Origin of the sequence: Heyndrickxia shackletonii (genome assembly GCF_001420715.1) — a bacterium.
In the GTDB taxonomy this organism is placed as follows: domain Bacteria; phylum Bacillota; class Bacilli; order Bacillales; family Bacillaceae_C; genus Margalitia; species Margalitia shackletonii.
The window spans coordinates 2,952,013-2,974,050 of the sequence record NZ_LJJC01000004.1 but is presented as its reverse complement, the minus strand read 5'-3'; the positions used below and the strand labels follow the sequence as shown (position 1 = coordinate 2,974,050).

At 32.6% G+C, this 22,038-nt stretch carries 27 protein-coding genes and 1 pseudogene; 24 read left to right on the top strand and 4 right to left on the bottom strand.

Annotated features, from left to right (window positions below; translation table 11 throughout):
- Positions 1–49: 49 nt before the first annotated feature.
- The gene (locus tag AN964_RS25630) at positions 50–163 is read right to left on the bottom strand and encodes a YjcZ family sporulation protein (protein WP_083489361.1); all 114 of its coding nucleotides are present in this window, start codon (positions 161–163) and stop codon (positions 50–52) included.
- A 47-nt stretch (positions 164–210) separates the two neighbouring features.
- On the bottom strand, positions 211–288 hold the full coding sequence (locus AN964_RS25625; RefSeq protein WP_161809284.1) for a YjcZ family sporulation protein: 78 nt from the start codon (positions 286–288) through the stop codon (positions 211–213).
- A gap of 1,006 nt (positions 289–1,294) precedes the next feature.
- On the opposite strand from AN964_RS25625, the gene AN964_RS25620 reads away from it, so the two are divergent.
- From AN964_RS25620 to AN964_RS14250, 6 genes and pseudogenes are all read left to right on the top strand, one after another.
- Positions 1,295–1,378: a YjcZ family sporulation protein gene (locus tag AN964_RS25620; protein WP_083489359.1), complete on the top strand. Its 84-nt coding sequence runs from the start codon at positions 1,295–1,297 to the stop codon at positions 1,376–1,378.
- A 227-nt stretch (positions 1,379–1,605) separates the two neighbouring features.
- The gene (locus tag AN964_RS14260) at positions 1,606–2,157 is read left to right on the top strand and encodes a GNAT family N-acetyltransferase (RefSeq protein ID WP_055740319.1); all 552 of its coding nucleotides are present in this window, start codon (positions 1,606–1,608) and stop codon (positions 2,155–2,157) included.
- A gap of 215 nt (positions 2,158–2,372) precedes the next feature.
- Positions 2,373–2,945, top strand: a complete 573-nt coding sequence (locus AN964_RS14255; protein ID WP_055740318.1) for a GNAT family N-acetyltransferase — start codon at positions 2,373–2,375, stop codon at positions 2,943–2,945.
- Between the two features lie 193 nt (positions 2,946–3,138).
- Positions 3,139–3,207: pseudogene (locus AN964_RS27515) on the top strand (YjcZ family sporulation protein); the annotation flags it as partial.
- Positions 3,208–3,478: 271 nt separating this feature from the next.
- Complete coding sequence (locus AN964_RS26725; protein ID WP_163258629.1) at positions 3,479–3,643, top strand: hypothetical protein; 165 nt, start codon at positions 3,479–3,481, stop codon at positions 3,641–3,643.
- A 220-nt stretch (positions 3,644–3,863) separates the two neighbouring features.
- Positions 3,864–4,103 carry a hypothetical protein gene (locus AN964_RS14250; protein WP_055740317.1) on the top strand — a complete coding sequence of 80 codons (240 nt, stop codon included), beginning with the start codon at positions 3,864–3,866 and terminating at the stop codon, positions 4,101–4,103.
- A 65-nt stretch (positions 4,104–4,168) separates the two neighbouring features.
- Here the strand turns inward: AN964_RS14250 and lexA are convergent, their stop codons facing one another.
- A complete protein-coding gene (gene lexA, locus AN964_RS14245; RefSeq protein WP_055740316.1) occupies positions 4,169–4,792 on the bottom strand; it encodes a transcriptional repressor LexA in 624 nt (207 codons plus the stop codon).
- Positions 4,793–4,957: 165 nt separating this feature from the next.
- On the opposite strand from lexA, the gene yneA reads away from it, so the two are divergent.
- From yneA to AN964_RS14195, 11 genes are all read left to right on the top strand, one after another.
- Positions 4,958–5,281 (top strand): cell division suppressor protein YneA, encoded by a 324-nt coding sequence (yneA, locus tag AN964_RS14240; protein ID WP_055740315.1) that lies wholly within the window; start codon positions 4,958–4,960, stop codon positions 5,279–5,281.
- Positions 5,282–5,290: 9 nt separating this feature from the next.
- On the top strand, positions 5,291–5,932 hold the full coding sequence (locus AN964_RS14235; protein WP_055740314.1) for a YneB family resolvase-like protein: 642 nt from the start codon (positions 5,291–5,293) through the stop codon (positions 5,930–5,932).
- 111 nt (positions 5,933–6,043) lie between these two features.
- The gene (locus AN964_RS14230) at positions 6,044–6,274 is read left to right on the top strand and encodes a DUF896 domain-containing protein (RefSeq protein WP_055740313.1); all 231 of its coding nucleotides are present in this window, start codon (positions 6,044–6,046) and stop codon (positions 6,272–6,274) included.
- Between the two features lie 158 nt (positions 6,275–6,432).
- On the top strand, positions 6,433–8,439 hold the full coding sequence (gene tkt, locus AN964_RS14225; protein WP_055740312.1) for a transketolase: 2,007 nt from the start codon (positions 6,433–6,435) through the stop codon (positions 8,437–8,439).
- Between the two features lie 158 nt (positions 8,440–8,597).
- A complete protein-coding gene (locus AN964_RS27120) occupies positions 8,598–8,966 on the top strand; it encodes a polysaccharide deacetylase family protein (RefSeq protein WP_055740311.1) in 369 nt (122 codons plus the stop codon).
- Between the two features lies 1 nt (position 8,967).
- Entirely contained in the window at positions 8,968–9,342 is a 375-nt protein-coding gene (locus AN964_RS27115; protein WP_055740310.1) for a polysaccharide deacetylase family protein, read from the top strand.
- A gap of 196 nt (positions 9,343–9,538) precedes the next feature.
- The gene (gene sirA / locus AN964_RS14210) at positions 9,539–9,979 is read left to right on the top strand and encodes a sporulation inhibitor of replication protein SirA (protein WP_055740309.1); all 441 of its coding nucleotides are present in this window, start codon (positions 9,539–9,541) and stop codon (positions 9,977–9,979) included.
- Positions 9,980–10,056: 77 nt separating this feature from the next.
- Complete coding sequence (locus tag AN964_RS14205; RefSeq protein ID WP_055740308.1) at positions 10,057–10,272, top strand: YneF family protein; 216 nt, start codon at positions 10,057–10,059, stop codon at positions 10,270–10,272.
- A gap of 190 nt (positions 10,273–10,462) precedes the next feature.
- A complete protein-coding gene (locus tag AN964_RS14200) occupies positions 10,463–11,371 on the top strand; it encodes a tyrosine-type recombinase/integrase (protein ID WP_244885890.1) in 909 nt (302 codons plus the stop codon).
- A 19-nt stretch (positions 11,372–11,390) separates the two neighbouring features.
- Complete coding sequence (locus tag AN964_RS27315; RefSeq protein ID WP_268888427.1) at positions 11,391–11,513, top strand: hypothetical protein; 123 nt, start codon at positions 11,391–11,393, stop codon at positions 11,511–11,513.
- A 158-nt stretch (positions 11,514–11,671) separates the two neighbouring features.
- The gene (locus tag AN964_RS14195) at positions 11,672–12,439 is read left to right on the top strand and encodes a helix-turn-helix domain-containing protein (RefSeq protein ID WP_055740306.1); all 768 of its coding nucleotides are present in this window, start codon (positions 11,672–11,674) and stop codon (positions 12,437–12,439) included.
- 393 nt (positions 12,440–12,832) lie between these two features.
- Here the strand turns inward: AN964_RS14195 and AN964_RS14190 are convergent, their stop codons facing one another.
- On the bottom strand, positions 12,833–13,066 hold the full coding sequence (locus tag AN964_RS14190) for a helix-turn-helix domain-containing protein (protein WP_235950806.1): 234 nt from the start codon (positions 13,064–13,066) through the stop codon (positions 12,833–12,835).
- Between the two features lie 181 nt (positions 13,067–13,247).
- Between AN964_RS14190 and AN964_RS14185 the strand changes: the two genes are divergently transcribed.
- From AN964_RS14185 to AN964_RS14160, 7 genes are all read left to right on the top strand, one after another.
- On the top strand, positions 13,248–14,405 hold the full coding sequence (locus AN964_RS14185; RefSeq protein WP_055740305.1) for an AimR family lysis-lysogeny pheromone receptor: 1,158 nt from the start codon (positions 13,248–13,250) through the stop codon (positions 14,403–14,405).
- A 56-nt stretch (positions 14,406–14,461) separates the two neighbouring features.
- Positions 14,462–14,626: a hypothetical protein gene (locus AN964_RS26435; protein ID WP_161809256.1), complete on the top strand. Its 165-nt coding sequence runs from the start codon at positions 14,462–14,464 to the stop codon at positions 14,624–14,626.
- Positions 14,627–14,733: 107 nt separating this feature from the next.
- Positions 14,734–15,099 (top strand): hypothetical protein, encoded by a 366-nt coding sequence (locus AN964_RS14180; protein ID WP_055740304.1) that lies wholly within the window; start codon positions 14,734–14,736, stop codon positions 15,097–15,099.
- A gap of 599 nt (positions 15,100–15,698) precedes the next feature.
- Complete coding sequence (locus AN964_RS14175; protein ID WP_055740303.1) at positions 15,699–16,517, top strand: hypothetical protein; 819 nt, start codon at positions 15,699–15,701, stop codon at positions 16,515–16,517.
- 126 nt (positions 16,518–16,643) lie between these two features.
- A complete protein-coding gene (locus AN964_RS27310; protein ID WP_268888426.1) occupies positions 16,644–16,769 on the top strand; it encodes a hypothetical protein in 126 nt (41 codons plus the stop codon).
- 222 nt (positions 16,770–16,991) lie between these two features.
- Positions 16,992–18,104: a hypothetical protein gene (locus AN964_RS14165; protein WP_055740301.1), complete on the top strand. Its 1,113-nt coding sequence runs from the start codon at positions 16,992–16,994 to the stop codon at positions 18,102–18,104.
- 611 nt (positions 18,105–18,715) lie between these two features.
- Positions 18,716–21,514 (top strand): hypothetical protein, encoded by a 2,799-nt coding sequence (locus AN964_RS14160; RefSeq protein ID WP_055740300.1) that lies wholly within the window; start codon positions 18,716–18,718, stop codon positions 21,512–21,514.
- The last annotated feature ends 524 nt before the right edge of the window (positions 21,515–22,038 follow it).

The following is a 22,038-nucleotide window of genomic DNA, read 5'->3' as shown; positions in this document are numbered from 1 at the left end:
AAAAGGACAGAATCATCTGTCCTTAAAGTAGGATTTGATAGTCTAAATATTAACACCATGTAGATAATACAATGATTAACAAAATAAATAATACTACGATTAAAACAAAAGAACTTCCACCGTATGATGTTCCGCCATAGCTATAACCAGATCCGCAATACATCTATTACTCACCTCCGGCATCTTAAATATTTGTTACGATTTTGGAATTTAATAACCGCCTCCAGAGAAAGAAGTTCCTACAATGATAAGCAGAATGAACAATACTACAATTAAAGCAAATCCCATTCCAGTTCCTCCTATACTTAACACCCCCTGCATAATACTTGGATAACGATAAGTTACCCTCTTATACACTATGTAAATTTGATTAGTTTGAAATGGACAAACGTATAAAATAATAGATAAATCCTCAATATGTCTAATAGATTTTTGCCTTAACTAGAGAAAAGCGTATGCTATAAAACATACGCTTTTTTTGGAGGTGTTATATATGTGCTTATAGAGGATACGGATAATATAAAATATGCATAAATGAAAAAACAGTTTGGACGAGTAAATATTGAAAGTGAAAAATTTTAAAAATTGATATTTTAACCCTAGTTCATCTATCATTAAATAAACTCTTCATAAAAAACATTACAATATTAATAACATAAGGTGGTATTAATTCCTTACTGCGTTATCTAAATCTAAGATAAGCACTTACATCTCAAAACCTTAATTAGTTAAGGCTGAAAAAGTCAGGGAAAATTTTATTAGTGCTTATTGCTTCACACGAAACTAGTTTTTCGCACATTTAGCAAAAATAATGTTTTAGCGATTGGACCTGTGGATTAGTGTAGATATAGAAGATAAAGACTGCGGCTTACCGACTAAGGATATAAGAATATCAGCATATTTGAGTTCTTTTAACTGCGTAAAATAGTTCCCGTTTGTTAAAAAAGAAATTATAATAGGACTAATACGGAGTGTATTTTTACTATGGCCATTCATATATTTTATTTAAAATCTATAATTACTTATACACTCGTCCAAACAGATTAATAATGTTTTACATAATTTATATTAGCCATATCCTCCACTGGCACCATAAAGATCACCTCCAAAAAAGCGTATGTTTTATAGCATACGCTTTTGCTCATTGAGCTTAAATCTTTTAGACAAACATGGATTTTCTATTATTTTATACCGTTTGTCCATTCCATAGCATTAGAATTTACATATTTTAATAGTGGAGAAGCTGATAGCATCCATTTTATGAGTAGGAGGTGTTTAGATAGGAGCTTCAGGAATGGGAGTAGCTTTAGCTTATATAGTAGTATTGTTTATTCTTCTTATCATAGTAGGTACATCTTCCACTGGCAGAGCTTATTAATGAAACAATGGTTATAAAATTAATATATTGGATGTGAAAAACTTATGTATTGTGGATCTGGTTATAGCTATGGCGGAACAACTTATGGTGGCAGTTGTTGAATGACAATAAAGTTGTTTAAAAACTTCAAACGTTTTATTCCAATAATGGCCAAATTGTTGCATAATTGAATATAAAAGTTGTGCCATATATTCGTATGGATATTCCTGTCTTAAGGAGGTAATTTAATGAAAATTGAAACTAACCGGCTACTGATTAAAACATTTGAAAAACATCATCTGAATGACGTTTATGATATCTATAATGATGACTCAACATGTCAATATCTTTTGCATGATAAATGGACCCATGAAAATAAAGAAAGGGAATTTGATAAGAAATTAAATAATAATCAATTAACAAAGGAAAATGCCTTGAGCTTAGCGGTCTTAATGGACGGTAAAGTAATTGGCGATTTATCTATTAGGTACACAGATATGAAAGATACTGTTGAAATTGGTTATACATTTTCAAAATCTGTGTCTGGACAAGGATATGCAACAGAGGCTGTTATTGCACTAATAAACCATTTATTTGAAGTTGTACAAGTCCACCGTATTCAAGCGAATCTAGATGCACGAAATACAGCATCAGAAAAATTATGTAGAAGGGTTGGGATGAGAAAAGAAGCTCACTTTATACAAGACTTTTGGAATAAAAATGAGTGGACCGATAGTATTGTATTCGGAATGCTAAAAACTGACTTTAATAAGTTCAACTCCGAAAGAGGGAACCATTGAAAAAGTATTATCGAATAGTGACTCTGAGTTAGGAGTAGAAGCCTTTAAGAAGAGAAGCGATAACAAGTAGGTTTACTCAAGAATTGGGCCAGATTGTTTAGGAATGTTTTCAGTACAAATAAGGAATAACGGATGTCTTAAATTCTGCAATTCCGAATGAAATGAAAATGAAGATTTACATACCAATTGAGGTTTAACCTAAGGGAGGAAGTAACATAAATATTGAAAAAGTTTTCGCGGGTTTTCCAGTATTGGAATCTACGAATCTGATATTAAAAAAAATCGAAGAGGTACACTTACAAGAATTATATTCGATTTACGACAATGACAAAGTATTCAAATATTGCGGAATGATTCCCAGACATAACTTACAAACGGTAAGTAAGATGATTGGTCATTTTGATAAGGATTACGATAAAAAAAGAAGAGTCAAGTGGGGTATCTTTCAGAAGAATCAAAGTAATAAATTGGTTGGAATTTTGGAATCTATGGACTTTAACCAAAAAGTGAACGTGGTAACTATTGGTTATTATTTGGCAGAAGATTATTGGGGTAAGGGCATTGCAACCGAATCCGTTCATACGTTAGTAAAATTTTTATTTGAAGAAGTTAATATTAACAGAATTCAAGCAGAGGTGATGCCTGCAAACGAGATCTCAAAGAAAGTCCTCTTGAAAAACGGATTTATGAAAGAAGGATTGTTAAGACAAGCTTCTTTATGGTCAGACAAAGGAGTTGTTGATTTAGAAATATACAGCATACTTAAAGAGGAATACACGAATAATTAAATTTTTTAACCCATCCTCACTTGGAAGGGCTTATAACTCCAAAATTTAAACGACTTTATTGTTACTTGTTTAAAGTGTTATTCGATAATTAATCTAAAAATTAAAAAACTTTATTCTTCCCCGTCCATTAAAATGGACGGGGAATACGCATTTGGCGGTTTAAAAATAAACAACTTTATTGTAATTCAACAGAAGTTCCTTCGTATTAATTGTAGTATTGTTCATATTATTAAATATTGTTCTTTTTTCTAGGACTTACTAAATCGTCGAAAAATTTCTTAATGGGAAAAATGTAAGGTTCTATCCTTAAATTGTTTGAGATAAAAACTTGTTCTTGTACGCAATTTTCTTCTTGGGAAAGAATACATTAATTAAGCATGTAAGAATAGATGCCCCCCTTGATACCACTGGTGTTTAGAGGGGTTCAATTAGGTTCGAATATTACAGCAATAATAAACTCCTAATTTTTCTATTATGATAAGTGCATGATTTTGTATTTACAGCAAATACTAAAAGAAAAGGAGTGAAAGTATATGAAATGGAATGATGATGCGGCTCCTAATAATAATATTCCATCGGAAGTATTGAAGTCCTCCAAGTTTATTTCTAACGAACAAAAAGAACATGAGTTTTCCGAAGAGTTATCAGATGGCGGCGAGAGAGATGAGGCCATCAAACAACAATTAAAAAACAATTGAGTTACATAGCGCCTTGTATTTGGCGCTTTTTTTTTATCATTGGATTATATATAAGTTGGCGGCCAAACTCCCATAATCTTATTTGAAGATTAATGTTTATTATTTTGGTTGAATGTACAAGCTTAAAGTCAAAATAATAATAAAATATTTTAAGAGAAATCATCAAGGTATAGGGGACGAGCATAAGATAATATTATGAGAAAACCGGAGGTGGTATAAAGTGTTTGAGATCTATGATGTTGCCATTATTCCGTTAATTCTTGGGGTGGTGGAGTTATTTAAGAGAGCAGGATTGCCAAAAAAATATTCGCCATTCTTAGCTGTAATCCTAGGACTGTTATTTGGAATATTTTATTTAGGAACTAGTATAAAACAAGGAATAATTGTTGGTTTAATGCTAGGTTTATCCGCAAGCGGATTATATAGTGGAACCAAAAATATGGCGAAAAGTGATAAATAAGTCTACTAAAATATTATTTAACCCAAAAGGCAAGAAATGTATTTCTAACCTTTTGGGTTTTTCTTTTAATGAATTACTTGTCGATATAGTCCGATTACTTTTCCTAAAATAATTACATTTGGTAAAATAATCGGTTCCATTGTTGAATTTTCAGGCTGCAAACGAATATAATCTTTTTCTTTAAAAAATCTTTTAACCGTTGCTTCGTCCTCTTCTGTCATTGCCACCACTATATCACCGTTGTTTGCAGTCTGCTGTTGGCGAACTATAACATAATCTCCATCTAATATGCCTGCCTCAATCATACTTTCCCCAACTATCTCCAACATAAATACATTCTCATCGCCAGGTGCTAAATGTTCAGGCAAAGGGAAATATTCTTCAACGTTTTCTATAGCTGTTATTGGCATTCCGGCCGTAACTTTTCCTACTAAAGGTACATTTACTACTATTTGCTGAGGGATTGAATCATTCATTAAATCTAGAACTTCTATCGCTCTTGGTTTGGTTGGGTCTCTACGAATTAATCCTTTGCTTTCAAGTCTGGAAAGATGGCCGTGTACAGTTGAACTGGAGGCTAAGCCGACGGCTTCTCCGATTTCGCGAACAGATGGTGGATAGCCTTTTAGCTTTACTTCTTGCTTGATAAAATCCAATATATCTTGTTGCCTTTTAGAAAGTTTTGTCATATTTAACACCTCAACAATCGAAAATTCGACTTTTTATTAATTCCATTATAGCATTACATTTCCAGATATACAAACATAAGTTCGAAAAAAATATTGACACCAAACTAATGTTCTTATTATAATAAAATCAATAAAGCGAACATATATTCGAAAGAGGGATGTAAAATGTCATTGTTATGGAAAAAATATTCATATGCTATTATTCTAGTTATCCTTTCATTTATCCTCGGAATCACCATGATATTTCAATTAGATGATCATTCCGACAACTATACGCATATTACTGTTTCAGATGGCCAGTCATTGTGGTCGATAGCAAATACATATAAAATGGAAAATGGTATGACTAAGTCAGACTTTATTAAATGGGTACAAAATGAAAATCATTTAGTTTCTACAAATATAAAGTCAGGACAGACCATTATAATTCCAATTAAAACCAAAAGCAAAGAATACAACATACAACAATTAGCATCAGATGCAAAGTAGGTAATATGAATGAATACAGTTATTTATTGTCGAGTCAGTACAACAAAACAAACACAAGAAACATCCTTAGCACGTCAGGAAGAAGAATTGCTTTCAGCTGCAAAAGCATGGAATCTTACCGTTGTTAATGTTATCCATGATCAAGCTAGCGGCTATGAATTAGATCGGCCAGGTGTGCTTGAGATGTTAGACAACATTAAAACAAATAAAATTGAATCCGTTATTATTCAAGATGAAACAAGACTTGGAAGGGGTAATGCAAAGATTGCATTGCTTCATTGCTTAAATAAAGAAAATGTAAAAGTATTTAGTTTAGACCATAATGGTGAGTTAGAGCTTTCTGAGTCGGATTCTATGGTTCTGAGTATCGTCAGTATGGTAGAGGAGTACCAACGTAAATTACATAATTTAAAAATAAAACGTGGGATGAGAAGAGCAGTGGCAAAAGGGTATCATCCCGAAAAAAATTTGCATGGTAATGGAAATGCATTAGGAAGAGAACGGAAGGATGTCCCTATTGAGGAGATTGTCCGATTAAGGAATAATGGCCTTACGTTTGCAGAAATAGCCGCCACAATGCGAGGTTTTGGCTATAATGTATCAAAAGCCACTGTGCATAGAAGATTTCAAGATTATACGCAAACATTATAATCGTAGCATAACAAACGTTTTAAAGCTCTTTTCTTGAAAAAGGGCTTTTTTTTTAGTAACATTACTTTGATTAAAGGCAGGATATTTATCCTTCTGTAAAGGAGTAACTTTATGCTATCAAAAGAGAAAATAGCGAGAATAAATGAACTTGCAAAAAAATCGAAGGAGCAAGGTTTGAGCAAGGAGGAAGCGAAAGAACAATCAAAATTACGAAGAGAATATCTAGATTCTTTTCGTTCATCTATGAAAAATACAATAGAGAAGGTCAGGGTGTTTGACCCGAATGGTGACGAAGTAACACCTAAAAAAGTTCGTGATCTTCAAAATAAAAAACTCCATTAAATGCTAGGTCTAATAAATTTATTGCTTCAAATACTAGTTCCATCTGGGATTTAATAATTATTTATGAAAAATAGATGATAATTTATTGAGTTAATGTACTAAACATAAGATAATAATACAGTGATAATATATTTTATTTAGGAAAGGATGCATGAAATTTGTTTGATAATACAGATCAATTAGCCGTTACGACTATTAGAACACTATCCATCGATGCAATTGAAAAGGCAAATTCGGGTCACCCTGGTTTACCTATGGGGGCAGCTCCAATGGCGTATACTTTATGGACTCGTTTTATGAATCATAACCCAAAGAATCCAAAATGGTTTAATCGTGATCGCTTTGTTTTATCCGCTGGCCATGGTTCTATGCTTTTATATAGTTTACTTCATCTCTCCGGATATGGCTTGGGCATGGATGAATTGAAGAATTTCCGTCAATGGGGAAGCAAAACACCAGGTCATCCGGAATATGGACATACTGATGGAGTAGAAGCAACTACAGGTCCATTGGGTCAAGGTATTGCAATGGCAGTAGGGATGGCAATGGCAGAACGTCATATTGCAGGTGTTTATAATAAGGATAATTTTGAATTAATTAATCATTATACATATGCACTTTGTGGTGATGGCGATTTAATGGAGGGAATTTCAAGTGAAGCTGCGTCTTTAGCTGCACATTTGAAATTAGGTCGATTAGTAGTATTGTATGATTCTAATGATATTTCTTTAGATGGTGATTTAGATAAGTCATTTTCAGAAAGTGTTGAAGGCCGTTTTAAATCCTACGGATGGCAATATATTCGTGTAGAGGATGGTAATAATTTCGAGGAAATTGCTAAGGCACTTGAAGAGGCGAAATCTGATGTTACTCGTCCTACAATGATTGAGGTTAAAACTGTTATCGGATATGGTTCTCCAAATAAATCTGGAAAATCCGCAGTTCATGGTGCTCCACTTGGTGCTGATGAATTAAAATTGACAAAAGAATTTTATAAATGGACATTCGAAGAAGATTTCCATGTTCCATCTGAGGTTTACGACAGATTTAATGAAAAAATTGTAGAGGCTGGAGCAAAAAAAGAAGAGGAATGGAATCAATTATTTGAGCAATACAAAAATAAATATCCGGAGCTAGCTTCGCAACTAGAGCAGTCTTTAAATGGGGAACTTCCTCAAGATTGGGATAAGGATATTCCTGTTTATGAAGAGGGCAAAAGCCTTGCAAGCCGTGCATCAAGTGGTGAGGTTTTAAATGCCATTGCCAAAAATGTTCCTACCCTTATTGGAGGATCTGCTGACCTTGCCGGTTCCAATAATACAATGATAAAAGGTGAAAAAGATTTCACACCGGAATCTTATGATGGTCGAAATATCTGGTTTGGAGTTCGTGAGTTTGCGATGGGAGCAGCTATGAATGGGATGGCTCTTCATGGCGGATTAAAAGTTTATGGCGGAACGTTCTTTGTTTTCTCTGATTATTTACGACCTGCGATTCGTCTTGCAGCATTAATGAAATTGCCTGTTACTTATGTATTTACACATGACAGTATTGCAGTTGGTGAAGATGGTCCGACACATGAACCGATCGAACAATTAGCAGCTTTAAGGGCGATGCCGAATATTTCTGTTATCCGTCCTGCGGATGGTAATGAAACGGCTGCAGCTTGGAGAGCAGCATTAACATCAAAGGATAAACCTACAGCATTAGTTTTAACAAGACAAGGTTTACCAACACTAAAATTAACAGAAGAAAATGCACAAACTGGCGTAGAAAAGGGAGCATATATCGTTTCTCCGTCTCAAAAGACAACTCCAGATGTGATGATTCTTGCATCAGGTTCTGAAGTGCATCTTGCAGTTGAAGCACAAGCCGTACTTCAAAAAGAAAATATCGATGCTTCTGTCATCAGTATGCCTTCTTGGGATCGTTTTGAACAACAAAGTAAAGAATACAAAGAATCTATTCTTCCGAAATCTGTGAAGAAAAGATTTGCTATTGAAATGGCTGCCCCATTCGGATGGGATCGCTATGTAGGAGATGAAGGAGAAATCCTTGCAATTGAAGGTTTTGGTGCTTCTGCGCCAGGCGGAAAAATTATGGAAGAATACGGATTTACCGTTGAAAATGTTGTAGGTCGTATAAAGGCATTACTTCAAAAATAAGAATTTGATCCAGCAAAAAACACGCAATTTATGCGTGTTTTTTTGCTTAAGGAATGATTTCAATATAAAATTTTTTTTCCATTTTTTAAAAGACATATTAAGTGATGAAATAAGGGAATCTAAAGTAAATGACTCTTTGTATATGAGAGGATTACTTTATGAAAAAAATATGGATAATTGTAATACTTTTTATCACTATTACACTTTTTGATAACGGTACAGTTCTTTCCAAATCGACTAAGAGGTTTGAGTTTGAAAAAACTGGCGATGCTATTTGGAATGCAAGGACAACTAAAAAAATTGTTGCATTAACTTTTGATGATGGTCCAGATCCATTATATACCACTCAAATACTAAAGCTCTTAAAAAAGTATAATGCAAAAGCTACTTTTTTTGTTATAGGGGAACATGTAGGGGAATACCCAGAAATAGTGCAGGATGAAGCAAAGCAAGGACATGAAATTGCTAATCATACATATAGCCATCATTTTTCAGCCAATTTGTCCCAAGAAGCATTTGTTACATGAGATGGAAAAGACAGAAAAAATTATTAAAGAAACAACTGGATTAAGCCCAGCATTCTTTCGCCCTATAGGAGGATATTATAATAAACAAATTATCCAAGCTTCAAGGGAAGCGGGGTATCGAGTAATTATTTGGACATGGAATCAGGACTCTAGAGACTGGAAAGAACTAAGGGCATCAAAAATTGCAGAAAATATATTATCAGACACAATGCCTGGAGATATCATATTAATGCATGATGGAGGTGGCGACCGTAGTCGAACAGTCAAAGCTTTAGAAATTATTTTACCCCAATTAAAGAAAGCTGGATACGAAATGGTCACGGTTTCAGAGCTGTTAATGAAAACAGAGTATGATGGTGTCCCTTTTTATCAATAAACTCGATCATTCAACATTGACTTTGAATAGTTTATAAAATAAAAGAGTTTTAATGATAATGTGAAAATATAACGGGTATTCTGATTTCTGTCTTTTTTCGACAAAAGAAACAAAATTTTTAAACAACTTATGACAATAAATGCAATACTCTTTCTATATAATGATAGGAAAGAAAAACTCGGGAGTGAGATTTTTCATGAGATCCTATCAAATCTATTCAATTGAAAAGGAAGTAGCAGAATACTATTATGGAAGAGAAAGAATGTTCTATGATTTATTTTTCCAATACCTATATGTAAGTGGGAATCTAAAAGAAATTATTAGAAAACAAATAAAATATATCACAAAACCTCTTCCTATATTAAGTATTCATCATTTAATGAATCAATCTCTGGCAAAGAAGAATGAGTTAATTTGGGACGGAAGAAAATATCATATGAAAGGGAATACTCATGAAAACGGAGTGGAGTTTCAATTGGAAGAGCAAAAACTTTTAATACAAGCATGGGGAAACTATGATTCCGAATCAATTTTTTTAGAAGCATTAAGAAAATTTGATGGACGTTTACTCGCAATTGATATTGAAAATGAGCGTTTTGGATGGATAAAACCGATAAAAGAGCGTAAATTCGTTTGAAACATAAATGAAATATTGTATAATGGTTGAGGATTTAGTACACTGAAATGTGACAACATGAAGGAGGAAATAAAGCAATGGCCTGGTGGGGATATTTATTAATCGTCGTGGCACTACTTGTAGGAATTGCCATTGGATTTTTCATAGCACGAAAATATATGATGAACTACTTAAAGAAAAATCCACCAATTAATGAACAAATGCTTAAAATGATGATGACACAAATGGGTATGAAACCATCCCAGAAGAAAATCAATCAAATGATGAATGCGATGAACAAACAAATGAAATAATGCGTACAAGCATAACCCTTGATACATAAGGTTTTTACAACTAATTGCAATTCAATTTTGATTAACTTTTCTCTACATCATCTATAAAAAGAGTGAATTTTTCTCCAGTTATTTTTATAGATATTGGTGAAACCTTCTCTTTTTAAACATGAGACCATTCTATTCGTTGGAAACTAAACCAATGAAGGGAGTGGTCTTTTTGTTATTAGAAGACGTTTTGAAGGAATACGACTATTATTGCTTAGCTAAAGGATTCACGCATAAAACAATGAAGAATAAACGTCAAGAATTAAAACAAATAAAGCATTATCTTATTAATAAACGTGGGATTGTTGAATTGGAAAACATTACTGTACATGATTTGAAAGCCTACGTAAGATACAAACAAAAAAGTGGATTAAAACCTCAATCAATTGTTTCGATGTTTAAGATGATAAAGGCATTCTTCTCATGGTGCGAAAGGGAAGAGTACATAAAGGTAAACATAGCTAGTAAAGTAGATCTGCCCAAAGTACCAAAGGTAATACTAAAAGGATTTACGAAATCTGAAGTAAATGAAATGATTAATTCCTTTAGTTATAAAAATTACTTTGAAGCCCGTAACAAAGCTATAATTGCAATGTTAGCTGATTGTGGATTGAGAGCAATGGAGATTAGAGGATTGCTTTCTATTAACGTTAAAGAAACTACTATTCTTGTAAATGGTAAGGGAAATAAAGAGCGCATGATTTTTATTAGTCCAGCATTAAAAAGAATATTAATAAAGTACGAAAGAATAAAAAACAGTTATTTTTTAAATAAGGACACAACTGATCATTACTTTTTATCATATAAGGGATCAGAAATATCACACGTAGGATTAGATAATGTGATAAAAGAAGCAGGGAGAAGAGCAGGTATAGAAGATAAAAAGGTATCTCCACACCGATATCGCCACTTCTTCAGTGTTTCTTGCTTATTAAATGGCTTAGATATCTACTCACTTTCAAAGTTACTTGGTCATTCGGAAATTTCGACTACTCAAAGGTATTTGCAGTCATTAGAGGACTTTGAATTAATAAAGAAAGCCATGCCGTCTAGCCCCTTAATGAATTTATAGGAGGAAATATAACCACACCATGAGAGACATCATAGAAGAAATCAGAAAGCTTTGTGAAGATGTAGTAAATTTGAAGCTTGGTTACGATAATGAAGCTATTGAACTAGCAGAGGAAATTTTGAAGATTATCAAAACAAAATAAAAAGAGGCTAGAAGCGTTGCAGCGCTTTTCACCTCTCGATGAACCACTGAAGGCTCACACATATTTGGTTAATAATAGTCTACCACAATTGCAAAAAAATGCAACAGGTTAGGCTTATTAAAGTGCGCCTTCTACAAAAAAATGTAGGGGGATTTTTTATGAAAAAAGCAATTACAATTATTGCTTCTGAAGAAACTTACAAAAACCTGTCCACTTTCAATGATATCCAAGAATTAAACGAAGCAGTTCGTTATTATAAAGAACAATTTAAGGACAAGCTTTCTAAATCCACTGTCCAAGTATTAGATCAGTTACAACGCTATTCTTGTGTCTATTTTGGTGTTTCGTTCAGAGCCAAGGCAAACATAGCAGAAACATTAAATATAAGCCGTAGAACTGTAATACGTGCGTGTCAGCTACTTGAGAAGTTAGGCATTATCAAACAATACGAAATGAAACGATCTAAGGATATGCAGCAGACCTCAAATGCTATTGTGATACAGCCTGTCACACAAGCCAGTACTGTGAAATGTCACACTAAAACAAATACAAAGTCTTCTCTAAAACAAAATATAAATAAACGTACAGAAGAAACGATGGTGCAATCAGTCCCATCTAGTCAACCATCCTTTTTACCAGACTGGACTAAAAAGCGATTCCCTGAATTGGTCAAATTAGCATCATACTTTTACGGTGATCCAAAAGTTATAGCAGAATTCGCACGAATTAGCCTGATCCATAGTAAGAAGCACGACATTGAAGAGACTGTATTTAATTCGCTCATTATTGACTCATTTAAGCAATTTACAGTCAAAGTTAAATCTAAGAGTATCAAGAACATTTACGCTTATTATACGGCTATTCTAAAGCGAAAACTCAAAGGATCAATGATTAGAGGGTTATTTGATGATGTAATGGGGTTCTAAAGGGTTGAACGTTTCGTTAGGTGGTTATTTGAAAAAGAGGGGGCGTAATTTGCGACATCCTAAAACATGGAGTTCTAAGATGAGAAGTCATTACAACTTACTGACAGAATGTAAGTAACCTTGTCCAAAATTTGGACGAAGTTTCAAATTTACTAAAAAGCAAAAATCGACATACTGACATGATGTAAGTGCGTGACATTAAGTCACTCAGTGACGGTGTGTTGCAAATTAACATACTTGCATAAAGCAAGTGAGTTAAAGTATTCGTTTCATTGTGAAACGATTAAAGTTACACTTTGTTATTCAATTGACACATGGATGTGTCGATTAAAAGCGTCATCATTAATGACCCTATAAATAAAAAACTCCACCTTATATCTACAGTGGAGTGGACTATTTCTTATGTACGATAATGTCTGACGAATCACAATCTAAAGCAATACAAACTCTATCCAGATATTCAAGGTTTATTGTTTTAGCTCTTTTTTCTATTGGAAGTTCTTGATCATTATACCACTGTGAAATTGTATTTGGTCTAATACCTGTAATTTTTGCTAACTGGTACATGGTCATTCCTTCACCATTATTGTAATTATCCATTACTTTTTTTAGTTCAATTAATATCAAAGTGAACCACCCTGTAAAAAATATTATTTTTTTTAGTATATCATAAATTTAACTATTGACGTTATTATCCAATAGAGTTATTATTAACTTACATAGTTATTGTTAACTTACATAGTTATTATTAACTTACATAGTTATTGTTAACTTACATAGTTATTATTAACTAATAGAGTTAATATCGATGAGGGTGATAAAGATATTTAGGGCAGAGTTGCAAAATGCAATGCTAGAGAAAAATTTAACTGTACATGCTTTAACAGACATACTTGAGTTGGGACAAAGTACTTTGACTAGACTACTTAAAAACCAAAGAGAGCTTGAATTCACATATGTTTTAAAAGTGGTTCGTTATTTGTTACCTAATGATGAGATTAGAGTAATGTCTGAGTTCATGGTGAATGAGATTACTAAACCTAAAAACTTTAAGCTTGCTATTGAATACTGTTCCATGAATAGGTTGCTTGAAATAATGGGAATTCTCTTAAATAAGGCTGCTGAATCTAAAAATGAGGAACTTAGTGGTGAGATATATACAGTTTATAGCCATCAATTGTGTCTTCAGAAGTCGGAAATTTCTGCACAAGAGCTTTTTACTTTTTCTAATAATATTAGATGTAAGTATAAAGAATCAAAAATTCTATCAGAAATTCAATCACTCTATGCATTGTATTTCATGAAGGAATACTCATTCTTTAATTTTCAGTTGTCTATTTTGAATCTTGAGAAACAAATTAATGAAATTGACTGTCCATTTATGAGAAATTCATTCCTTACTAGATTTTCAGAGTTAATGCATATCGTTAAGTTGAATGTTCATCGTGATATCCCATCTTCTAGAAAATATGCTTCTTATGTTCTCAATTCAAATAATGCTGGTTTCATGTACCATTGCTCTTCTTTGTTTTCACTTGGGTATTCATACTTTTTTGAAGATCCTGCTAAAGCAATTTCGTATTTTGAACAAGCAAAGGATATTTACATTGCAAACGGAAGAATTGATATAGCTGAAATTGTTGATTCTACCATTGAATTCATCAAAATTTACTGGGATATACCAGTTACTAATGTTATAGATGTTGAAAACCACTGTTATTACTTAATAAAAAACGGTGACAATGAAAAAGGCATTAATAAGTTACTTGAAATTGAATCAAATTCTGAACCTGATCCATACAGATACTTCTTTATTGGGGAAGGTACTAAGGATGTAACTTGGTTATATAAATCTCTTAAGTTGTTTATCAAAAGAGGAGATTATTTCATTTCAGATATAGTTGTTAATTCACTTATTGCACTTGGAGAGAATGAAGAGGTAATTTCTTTGTTTTTGCACAAGTGATAATAAAATATAAACTTCAAATTGAAAGGGGGAACAGAAGGCGAGGTGATAAATAGATGATTAAGAAGCTTATTATCGGTGCAATGTTAGTTATTGCATTAGTTGGATTCTCAATAACAAATGTTAATGAGAAGAAGACAGCCGGAGGAGGTATTGGCTCAGTTCCAATAGGAGGATCTCCAGCGTTTAATGCAATTCCTAATGATACATACTTAGATTAAACTCCCAGACAATTGACGTTTTCCTTTAAAGGGAAACGTCCACCTAATAAGTTTTCTTAATAAGAATTATTCTAAATAAAATGGAATATCAAAGGGAGGAAATGTAAATGAATTACACAGTGTATGGGAATTTTGGTTTTATGGTTAGGTCAAGTGAAAGAATTTATGATCCATATGTCGAGGAAAATATCACTCTATCAGTCAATAACATTATTTGCAAGCAGTGGGAAATGACTAGTAGGCATGTAAGAGATGATATCTACCGGATTGATGCTGTAATGACCATTAATATTGATGCCAGTAATGAAGAAATGGCATTATCTTTGGCAGATAAACTGATAAACGATATTAACGTGGATTGTTATATAAAGAAGTATCCACTTAGGTATGTTAACGGTGAGTCCTATGATTTAGAAGTAGATCACACTTTTGTGGAATGGAAAGAAGTAGAATTAGATGGAGTATTAGTCTGATGGGCGTATTGATATTCAGTGTTGTCTTTCTTCTTATCTTTATTGGATTGTTTTCAATAGTCGCTGAATGACAAAAAAATCCTTATTTATTTAAGACAATTGCCGTAGGAAGCTTGTGTGCTTAAATAAATAAGGATCTTATTAATATATATATATATATTATATCATTATTCGGTAGATGGGTAAATAGTACCATCGGAAAAATAAAATATTTTGAAAAATAGGTTGTCAAAATAAAAATAAATTAATAAAATAGTAAATAGAACCTATCATTTGGTCAGATAACGTCAAACAAACGTTGAACATTATTCTTCAACGTATAGTAAATATTTATCTAAAACTATTTCTTTGAATTTCCTAATTCAGTAACATCATCAATCTAATTAACTTAACCTGAACATAATAGGGTATTAGATACAGGTTAACCGTTAAACACAGTATACAACCTATATTTATGCTTGTCAACGAAAAACGTGCCAATTATTTATTTTTATGAAATTGGATCATTAAGGAGGTGGGGAAAATGTAGATTACTATATTTTTTTTACTAGTGTAGGTACTTCAAAACTAAGCATATCAACTACAAAGGGAGGAATGAAATGTTTTGTGTTATTCAAGAGATCCAAAATAAAAAGGCAAATTCGGAAGGAAAGTCTAAAGAGTTAACTGTAGGTAGTTACAGTTTTGGTATAGTTGGGCAACCACAAAAGACAAAATATACCTACGAGTATAATGACGAACGTTTTGAACGTCCGATAAAAACAGCTTACAAGATTAGTATCCATCATAGTTACCGTGAAAATGGACAAGTGAAAAAGAAACAATGGCACATTTGTACAATGGGATATTATGATTTCTTAGATTATTGGTACGGTGATTTCTATCACAGTTCAAAGCTGGAAAAATGGCTTGATGAAATGGAAATTACCGAAGACGAATTCCATAAAATTATCGGTAAAAAATATACACCACTAGAAGAAAAGATTAATAAAGAGTTCAAATCAACTGAAGAATATAAGACAGACAAAAAGCACAAAGAAATCCTTGATAAGTATAGGAAAGTCAAAGCTGCTTTTGAGGAAATCTACGGTGAGAATACATACGATTACGTCTATGATGTTTTTGGAGAACTTCGAAACCAAGAATACTTAGATGAATTACATAGGATACGTGAAGCACGTAAAGAACAAGAAAAACGTAGTTACGAAAACTTTTACCAAAGTAACTACAATAATAATTCAAATTACGATTACAGTAGTTACTTTTCATCATCATCCAGTACCTACACAGATGACGAAAAGAAGATGCTAAAGAAAATTTACAAAGTTGCTGCTTTAAAATTCCATCCAGACATTACTAATGACAACGGAGAGATGATGAAGTTTTTAACTAAGCTGAAGGAGGGATGGGGTATCTAGATCCTATTAAAATATTAATTTACAACAGTTGCAAATTAAGCCACATGGATTAAATTGTTCTTTGACAAATGGATAGCATTTTCTCGTTCCCCATGGGTAGTCAAATTTGAAAGGTGGTGAGGATAGATGAATGAGAGGCACAAAATTAGACCAATGGAAATTACATTTGAAACAGAAGAGGAATTAGATAAATTTATTGAATGGGCTGAGACACCTAAGCGATCTTTAAATAAAATTAACAAAGGAGAATGATATGGAACTATCTAAAACTGATCTATTTTTCTGTTACGATTTTGCCCTACAACGAAAACTTAAAGCTAAAGGTATTCGATTTGTATTTACCGGATTAACCAATAGCCTTACACGAACATGGATTTACTTCCGTACAGATGAAGTAAATGAAATTATCAAGCAACACGTTAAACAAGAGGATTAATTACATAACTAAACACTTATACAAAAGGAGTAGATGAAATGGCTAAGAAAAGAATAAAACGGAAACCCAAAGAAATACGTGAAATGATTGAAACAACGGACATGAAATACATAATGTTAAATAACCGTCTATTTGATGATTTTTACAGTAAAGGCAAGGTCACATATAAACCTGTTTTAATGAAGGAAAAGAATAAGGATACTGGCAAGGTGGAAGAATATTGGCTTTATCACGATGGTAAAACAGTAGATTATAGCGAAAATAATATCCCTGAACCCAAGACAGCTACGTTTGATGAACGTGATTTTCTTATCATTATATTAATTAAGTTCCTTCAACAACAAAATTTCGTTGGCTATTCAAAAGAATTAGCTGACTATCTTTTTAAATCGAAAAAAGATAATAACGATAAACGAATGAAGCAACGGCTTAAAAAGCTTCAGGTTCTCCAAGGAACTGTTAATAATATTTATCACCACAAGGACAAAAAACGTGTGATGCACCTAGATGGTACACAGGTACGACTTATTAATGAAGAAAAAGTAGAAGGTTATGAGGGTAATACCAAAAGGATATTTTACAAATGGCATTTGAATTTTGATTGTGATTATAAGATTGAAAAGGATAAGGACAAAAAGGAAACAGAGGTTCCAACAAACTTTTTCAGGGTAACAATTTACGATTTGGATTTATATACAAATGGAATACTCAATGAAAAAGAATTTATCACATACTTATATTTCATTCGTTCGTTTAATCCTAGTATACCAATTTGGCATAGCATTGGTGCAATATCCGAAAAAACAAATGTTAAAAATGTAAGTAAAACGGATGAACTAGTTGAACGCTTAACACATGTCAAAGTTAAGGATAAATTTTGTAAAGAGGATGAAACCTTCCCGTTGATTCATGTTGATAGACCAGAAAATTATAAGAGAAAAATATTAGAAAGGCAGCAACCTAGTTCATTCTATAAGCCAATTTACCACCTATCTACAATGAAGCGATTAATGGGTGAAGATGATCCTAATTACTACTCTGTACAAGAAGATAATCCTTCTCAAGATATTGAAGAGGATGAAATAGAACCAAAAGAGAATTTTCAAGTTGTTGAAGATGATGATTTAAGCTTTCTTGACGAATTAGATTGACGTACACCTGTAACACAAAAACGGACACCCTTTAATAGATGGACAATAATTAAACAAATACGGACACTTGCATAACATATCAGGACACCCTTTACATAATATACGGACACCCTTTAATACATAATCGGACACCTATTCAATTACAAACAGACACCTTCTATTTATATACGGACGGTCATTAAACAAATAAGGACACACATTAAATAAATAAGGACGGTTAATACACAAAAACGGACACCTCCTAATCAAATGAAGACAGGTATTGAATAGGTGTCCACATATAAACGTTATCATATCAATGGTTTGAGCGAGGTCGTTTTCGCTACAAGATATATAACAATACTTATAACAATAAATTTAAGAATACTTTATTAGTAAATATTAATAGTAGATTCATAAGTATATTTTCAACAAAATTCATAAGTATATTTTCCATAAGATACGATAGTAGCTTATGCCAATGTGCCAAACCGTTTCACTGTCACATTGTAATCCCTCACTATCGTGAGTGCTTGAATCAGATTTTTTTGTTTAGTTGTTATGTTGAATTGTTAGTTGTACATAATCGGTAAATTTTATATTAAACAATTATTTGAAAAGGAGAATGTTGAATGGCAAATCAAAACGATATTACTAAAGGTTGCTATATCCCATCTATTGAGGCGTGTGATTTATGGGAACACATGAATAGGGATAAAAAGTTATTTACTGATTACATTGGGTTTTTGCCTTATTCATTAGAATTGATAAAGTTAAATGAACAAGAGGAATTTTCTACATTTACATCAAATCGAAATCCTAATAAGTTGCTATCTCGTGATGTGATTAATGTTAAATTTGATAATATTGTAAAGGACTCTGAAGCATTAAGGAAATTGTATCAGAAGCAATTAGATGATGCGGATGAACAATTGAAGGAAATCAGAAAGGAATACGAGGAGAATAAATGTAATTGGTCTAATAAGCAAAGGCTCCACCGAATCAATACTTATCTGTATAAACGTAGCAGACGAAAACTTTTAAACTCCATACCTGATAATTGGGCGAAAGTTAGTAAGGAAGATTTACGTCATGAATTATATAAGAATGGCTTCAAAATAACACGTATAGATAAGAAAACAGGTAAGGAAGAAGTAGATGTCTACAAGATGTATAAACGCTCTAGTAGCAAGTCGAGAAAAGGGCAATGTTTATTTATTAAGGTAGATTTATATAAGAAAATGATTAAATACTCAAGGATGTATCTTTCGTTTGAAGAAGGGGAATCTATTGATTTAGCATCGTTAAGTGCTTATCAAAGTTTGGTCACTTCAAGCATAGAAGCAGTCAAAGTGATTGATCCTAATTCAATACTTGTTGTAGATGAAGTAATCTCACGATGGATAGAAACTGAAACAGTTAATGTGATTAAAACTGTAGATGGTAAAGTAGACAGTGTTCCAGATGATAAATATGAGGTTAAGAATAGTATTTTTGATGGCGAGGCATTGCTCGATAGTGAATTCTTTGAGGAAGGTCAATCTATGTTATTACTTCGTTCTCATTGGACAAAAGCTGCAGCGTTTTCGACCAATTTGCAAACATTTTTTAAAGATTATGCAGAAGAACACGGTGAAGATTATGATACTTGGAAAGTACCTTCAATGTTCGGTGAAGAAGTACCTGTGAAATCTATAAAGATGATTTTAAATCCAACGTGCATTAAATTTCTTAAAATGAGTCATTTATTTAAGAAGGAAGGCGAAAATGAAAAAGATCATGGTCACTTATGGCAAAAGAGAATATGGGAACATTGGAAAACTGTAGTGGAAAGTGAAGGTAATGTATGGGGAGTCTGTAAGCATGATAAGACTAATCGTAGAGATACGATTGATGGTATGCCTCTTCAGAGGATGAGTTATCAGATGGTAAATTCTCTTTTAGCTTCTGCACCAGAAATTGAAGAATTGTCACAGTTTGAAATTAATTACATAATGGACTTAAAGAATAAGCCGGAAAAATTTATTAAACATGTACAGTTAAATTTAAATAAAAATGATGACATAGAGGAAGATGATGAAGATGAAAGAAATAAAATAGATTACTTTTCTTCAGATAAAATGTTTATTGATCTGTACAGTATGAATAAAGAGATCATACATAATAGTGCATTCAAAAAGTTTAGAGCTGATACAATCGCTGATTATGTAAAGGATGTAAAAAGAGGTCGTCTGAAAATAGTGGGTGACTACGCAACTTTATTCAGCTGTCCACTGGAATACTTATATAAGGCAGTTGGTGCAATTGGAAATGAAATTAATGTACCAATTGGCTTGAAAGAAAATGAGGTCTACACCACTCTATTTGGAAAAGAAGGATTTGGGGAGGAGTTTACAATTTGCCGTAATCCCCATACCTCAGTTTCAAACATCTGGATTGGCAAATGTACTTATAACGAGGATATTAAAGAGTATTTTAATTTATCGCCTAATGTAATTGTGATTAATACCATTAGAGAAAATGTAATGAATCGTCTCTCAGGGTGCGATATGGACTCTGATACTGCTGTAGTTTTTCGGGATGAACACCTTTTAAATTTAGCTAAAAAAGTTTACGGAAAATACAATGTCTGTGTCAATGAATTGGATGCAGATAAGACTCCTTATACTTTAACAACAAAATCAATGGCTGAACTAGATCACACTTTAGCAAAATCAACAACAGAAATCGGTAGCATTATTAATTTGAGTCAACTTTGTAGCAGTTTATATTTTCACTACTTAAACAATGGTAAAAATAAAAATGATGAATTAGTGAAAGAAATATATAAGCAAACAGACATTCTTACAATATTAAGTATGTGTTCTATAGATAGTGCCAAACGGCAATATAAAATCAAAATCGGCAGTGAGTTAAGGAAAATACAAAAGTATGTTAGTGATATAGTAAATAAGGATTTTGAAGGTAATAAACCTAACTTCTTTCAATACATCGATAAGAAGGAAAGTGTCACATTTACTCATTACGATACACCAATGGATTACTTGTATGATATCTTATCTAATTTAGATGATGCAGATAGTGTTGATACGTGGAAATTTAGAAAGTTTTTGGATAAGGTGAGTATCGATAATGCGAATCGTAAACAAAGAAAAAAGGTTGAGGAATTGGTTACGGAATTAACGAATGAATTAAAGTCCATCCATTCAAAAAAGCTGAAGAAAAAAGAGAAGAATAAAAAAATATCAGATACATTGCATTTTTATTTAAAGAAAATTGGGAAGCTAAAAATAAAGCCTGATACGATGTACAGTATACTGAAGGATATTGATGATAAAAAATATAGTTCAATTAAGTTGCACTTGATGAACTGTTTATATCAGGCACATACAGAAACATTCCTAAATTGTTTCAAAAAAAGTCACGGTTGATATTTTACTATGTTGCTAGAATCCTTTATTCATAGGGGTTCTAGCGATTTTTTATAGTTATGTAGCTATCTCCTAATGGAAGAGGGGAAACTGGAATGTGAATGCTAGCAATTTGTCACAGCACCGAATGTATTTAGGCGAAGTAGGTGACTTTTTCCTCTCCACCAAATATAACAATCTCCTTTTTTAATTTAAAATCCAAAACTCAGCAACACTTAGGATGACGGGAGTTTAATTTCCTGTCATCTCTTTTTTTATTTTTAAAAAACGTGTATAAATGGAACTCTAGTTTAAAGTCATTATACAAGTGGTTTTAACATAATGCAAGTATTATTTATAAAAACTTTAAATTTGAAATAGCTATTCGGTTTGATGTACTGATCTCCCACAGTATTTAGATTGAACTGAGTAGCTATTTGAGATTTAAAACAAAATACTCTTTTAAGAGTGGGTTAATCCTACTCTAGCCAATTACATTCACACAGGCGGCTAGGGATTAGGGGCTTTAGCCTCCTGTTAAAAGG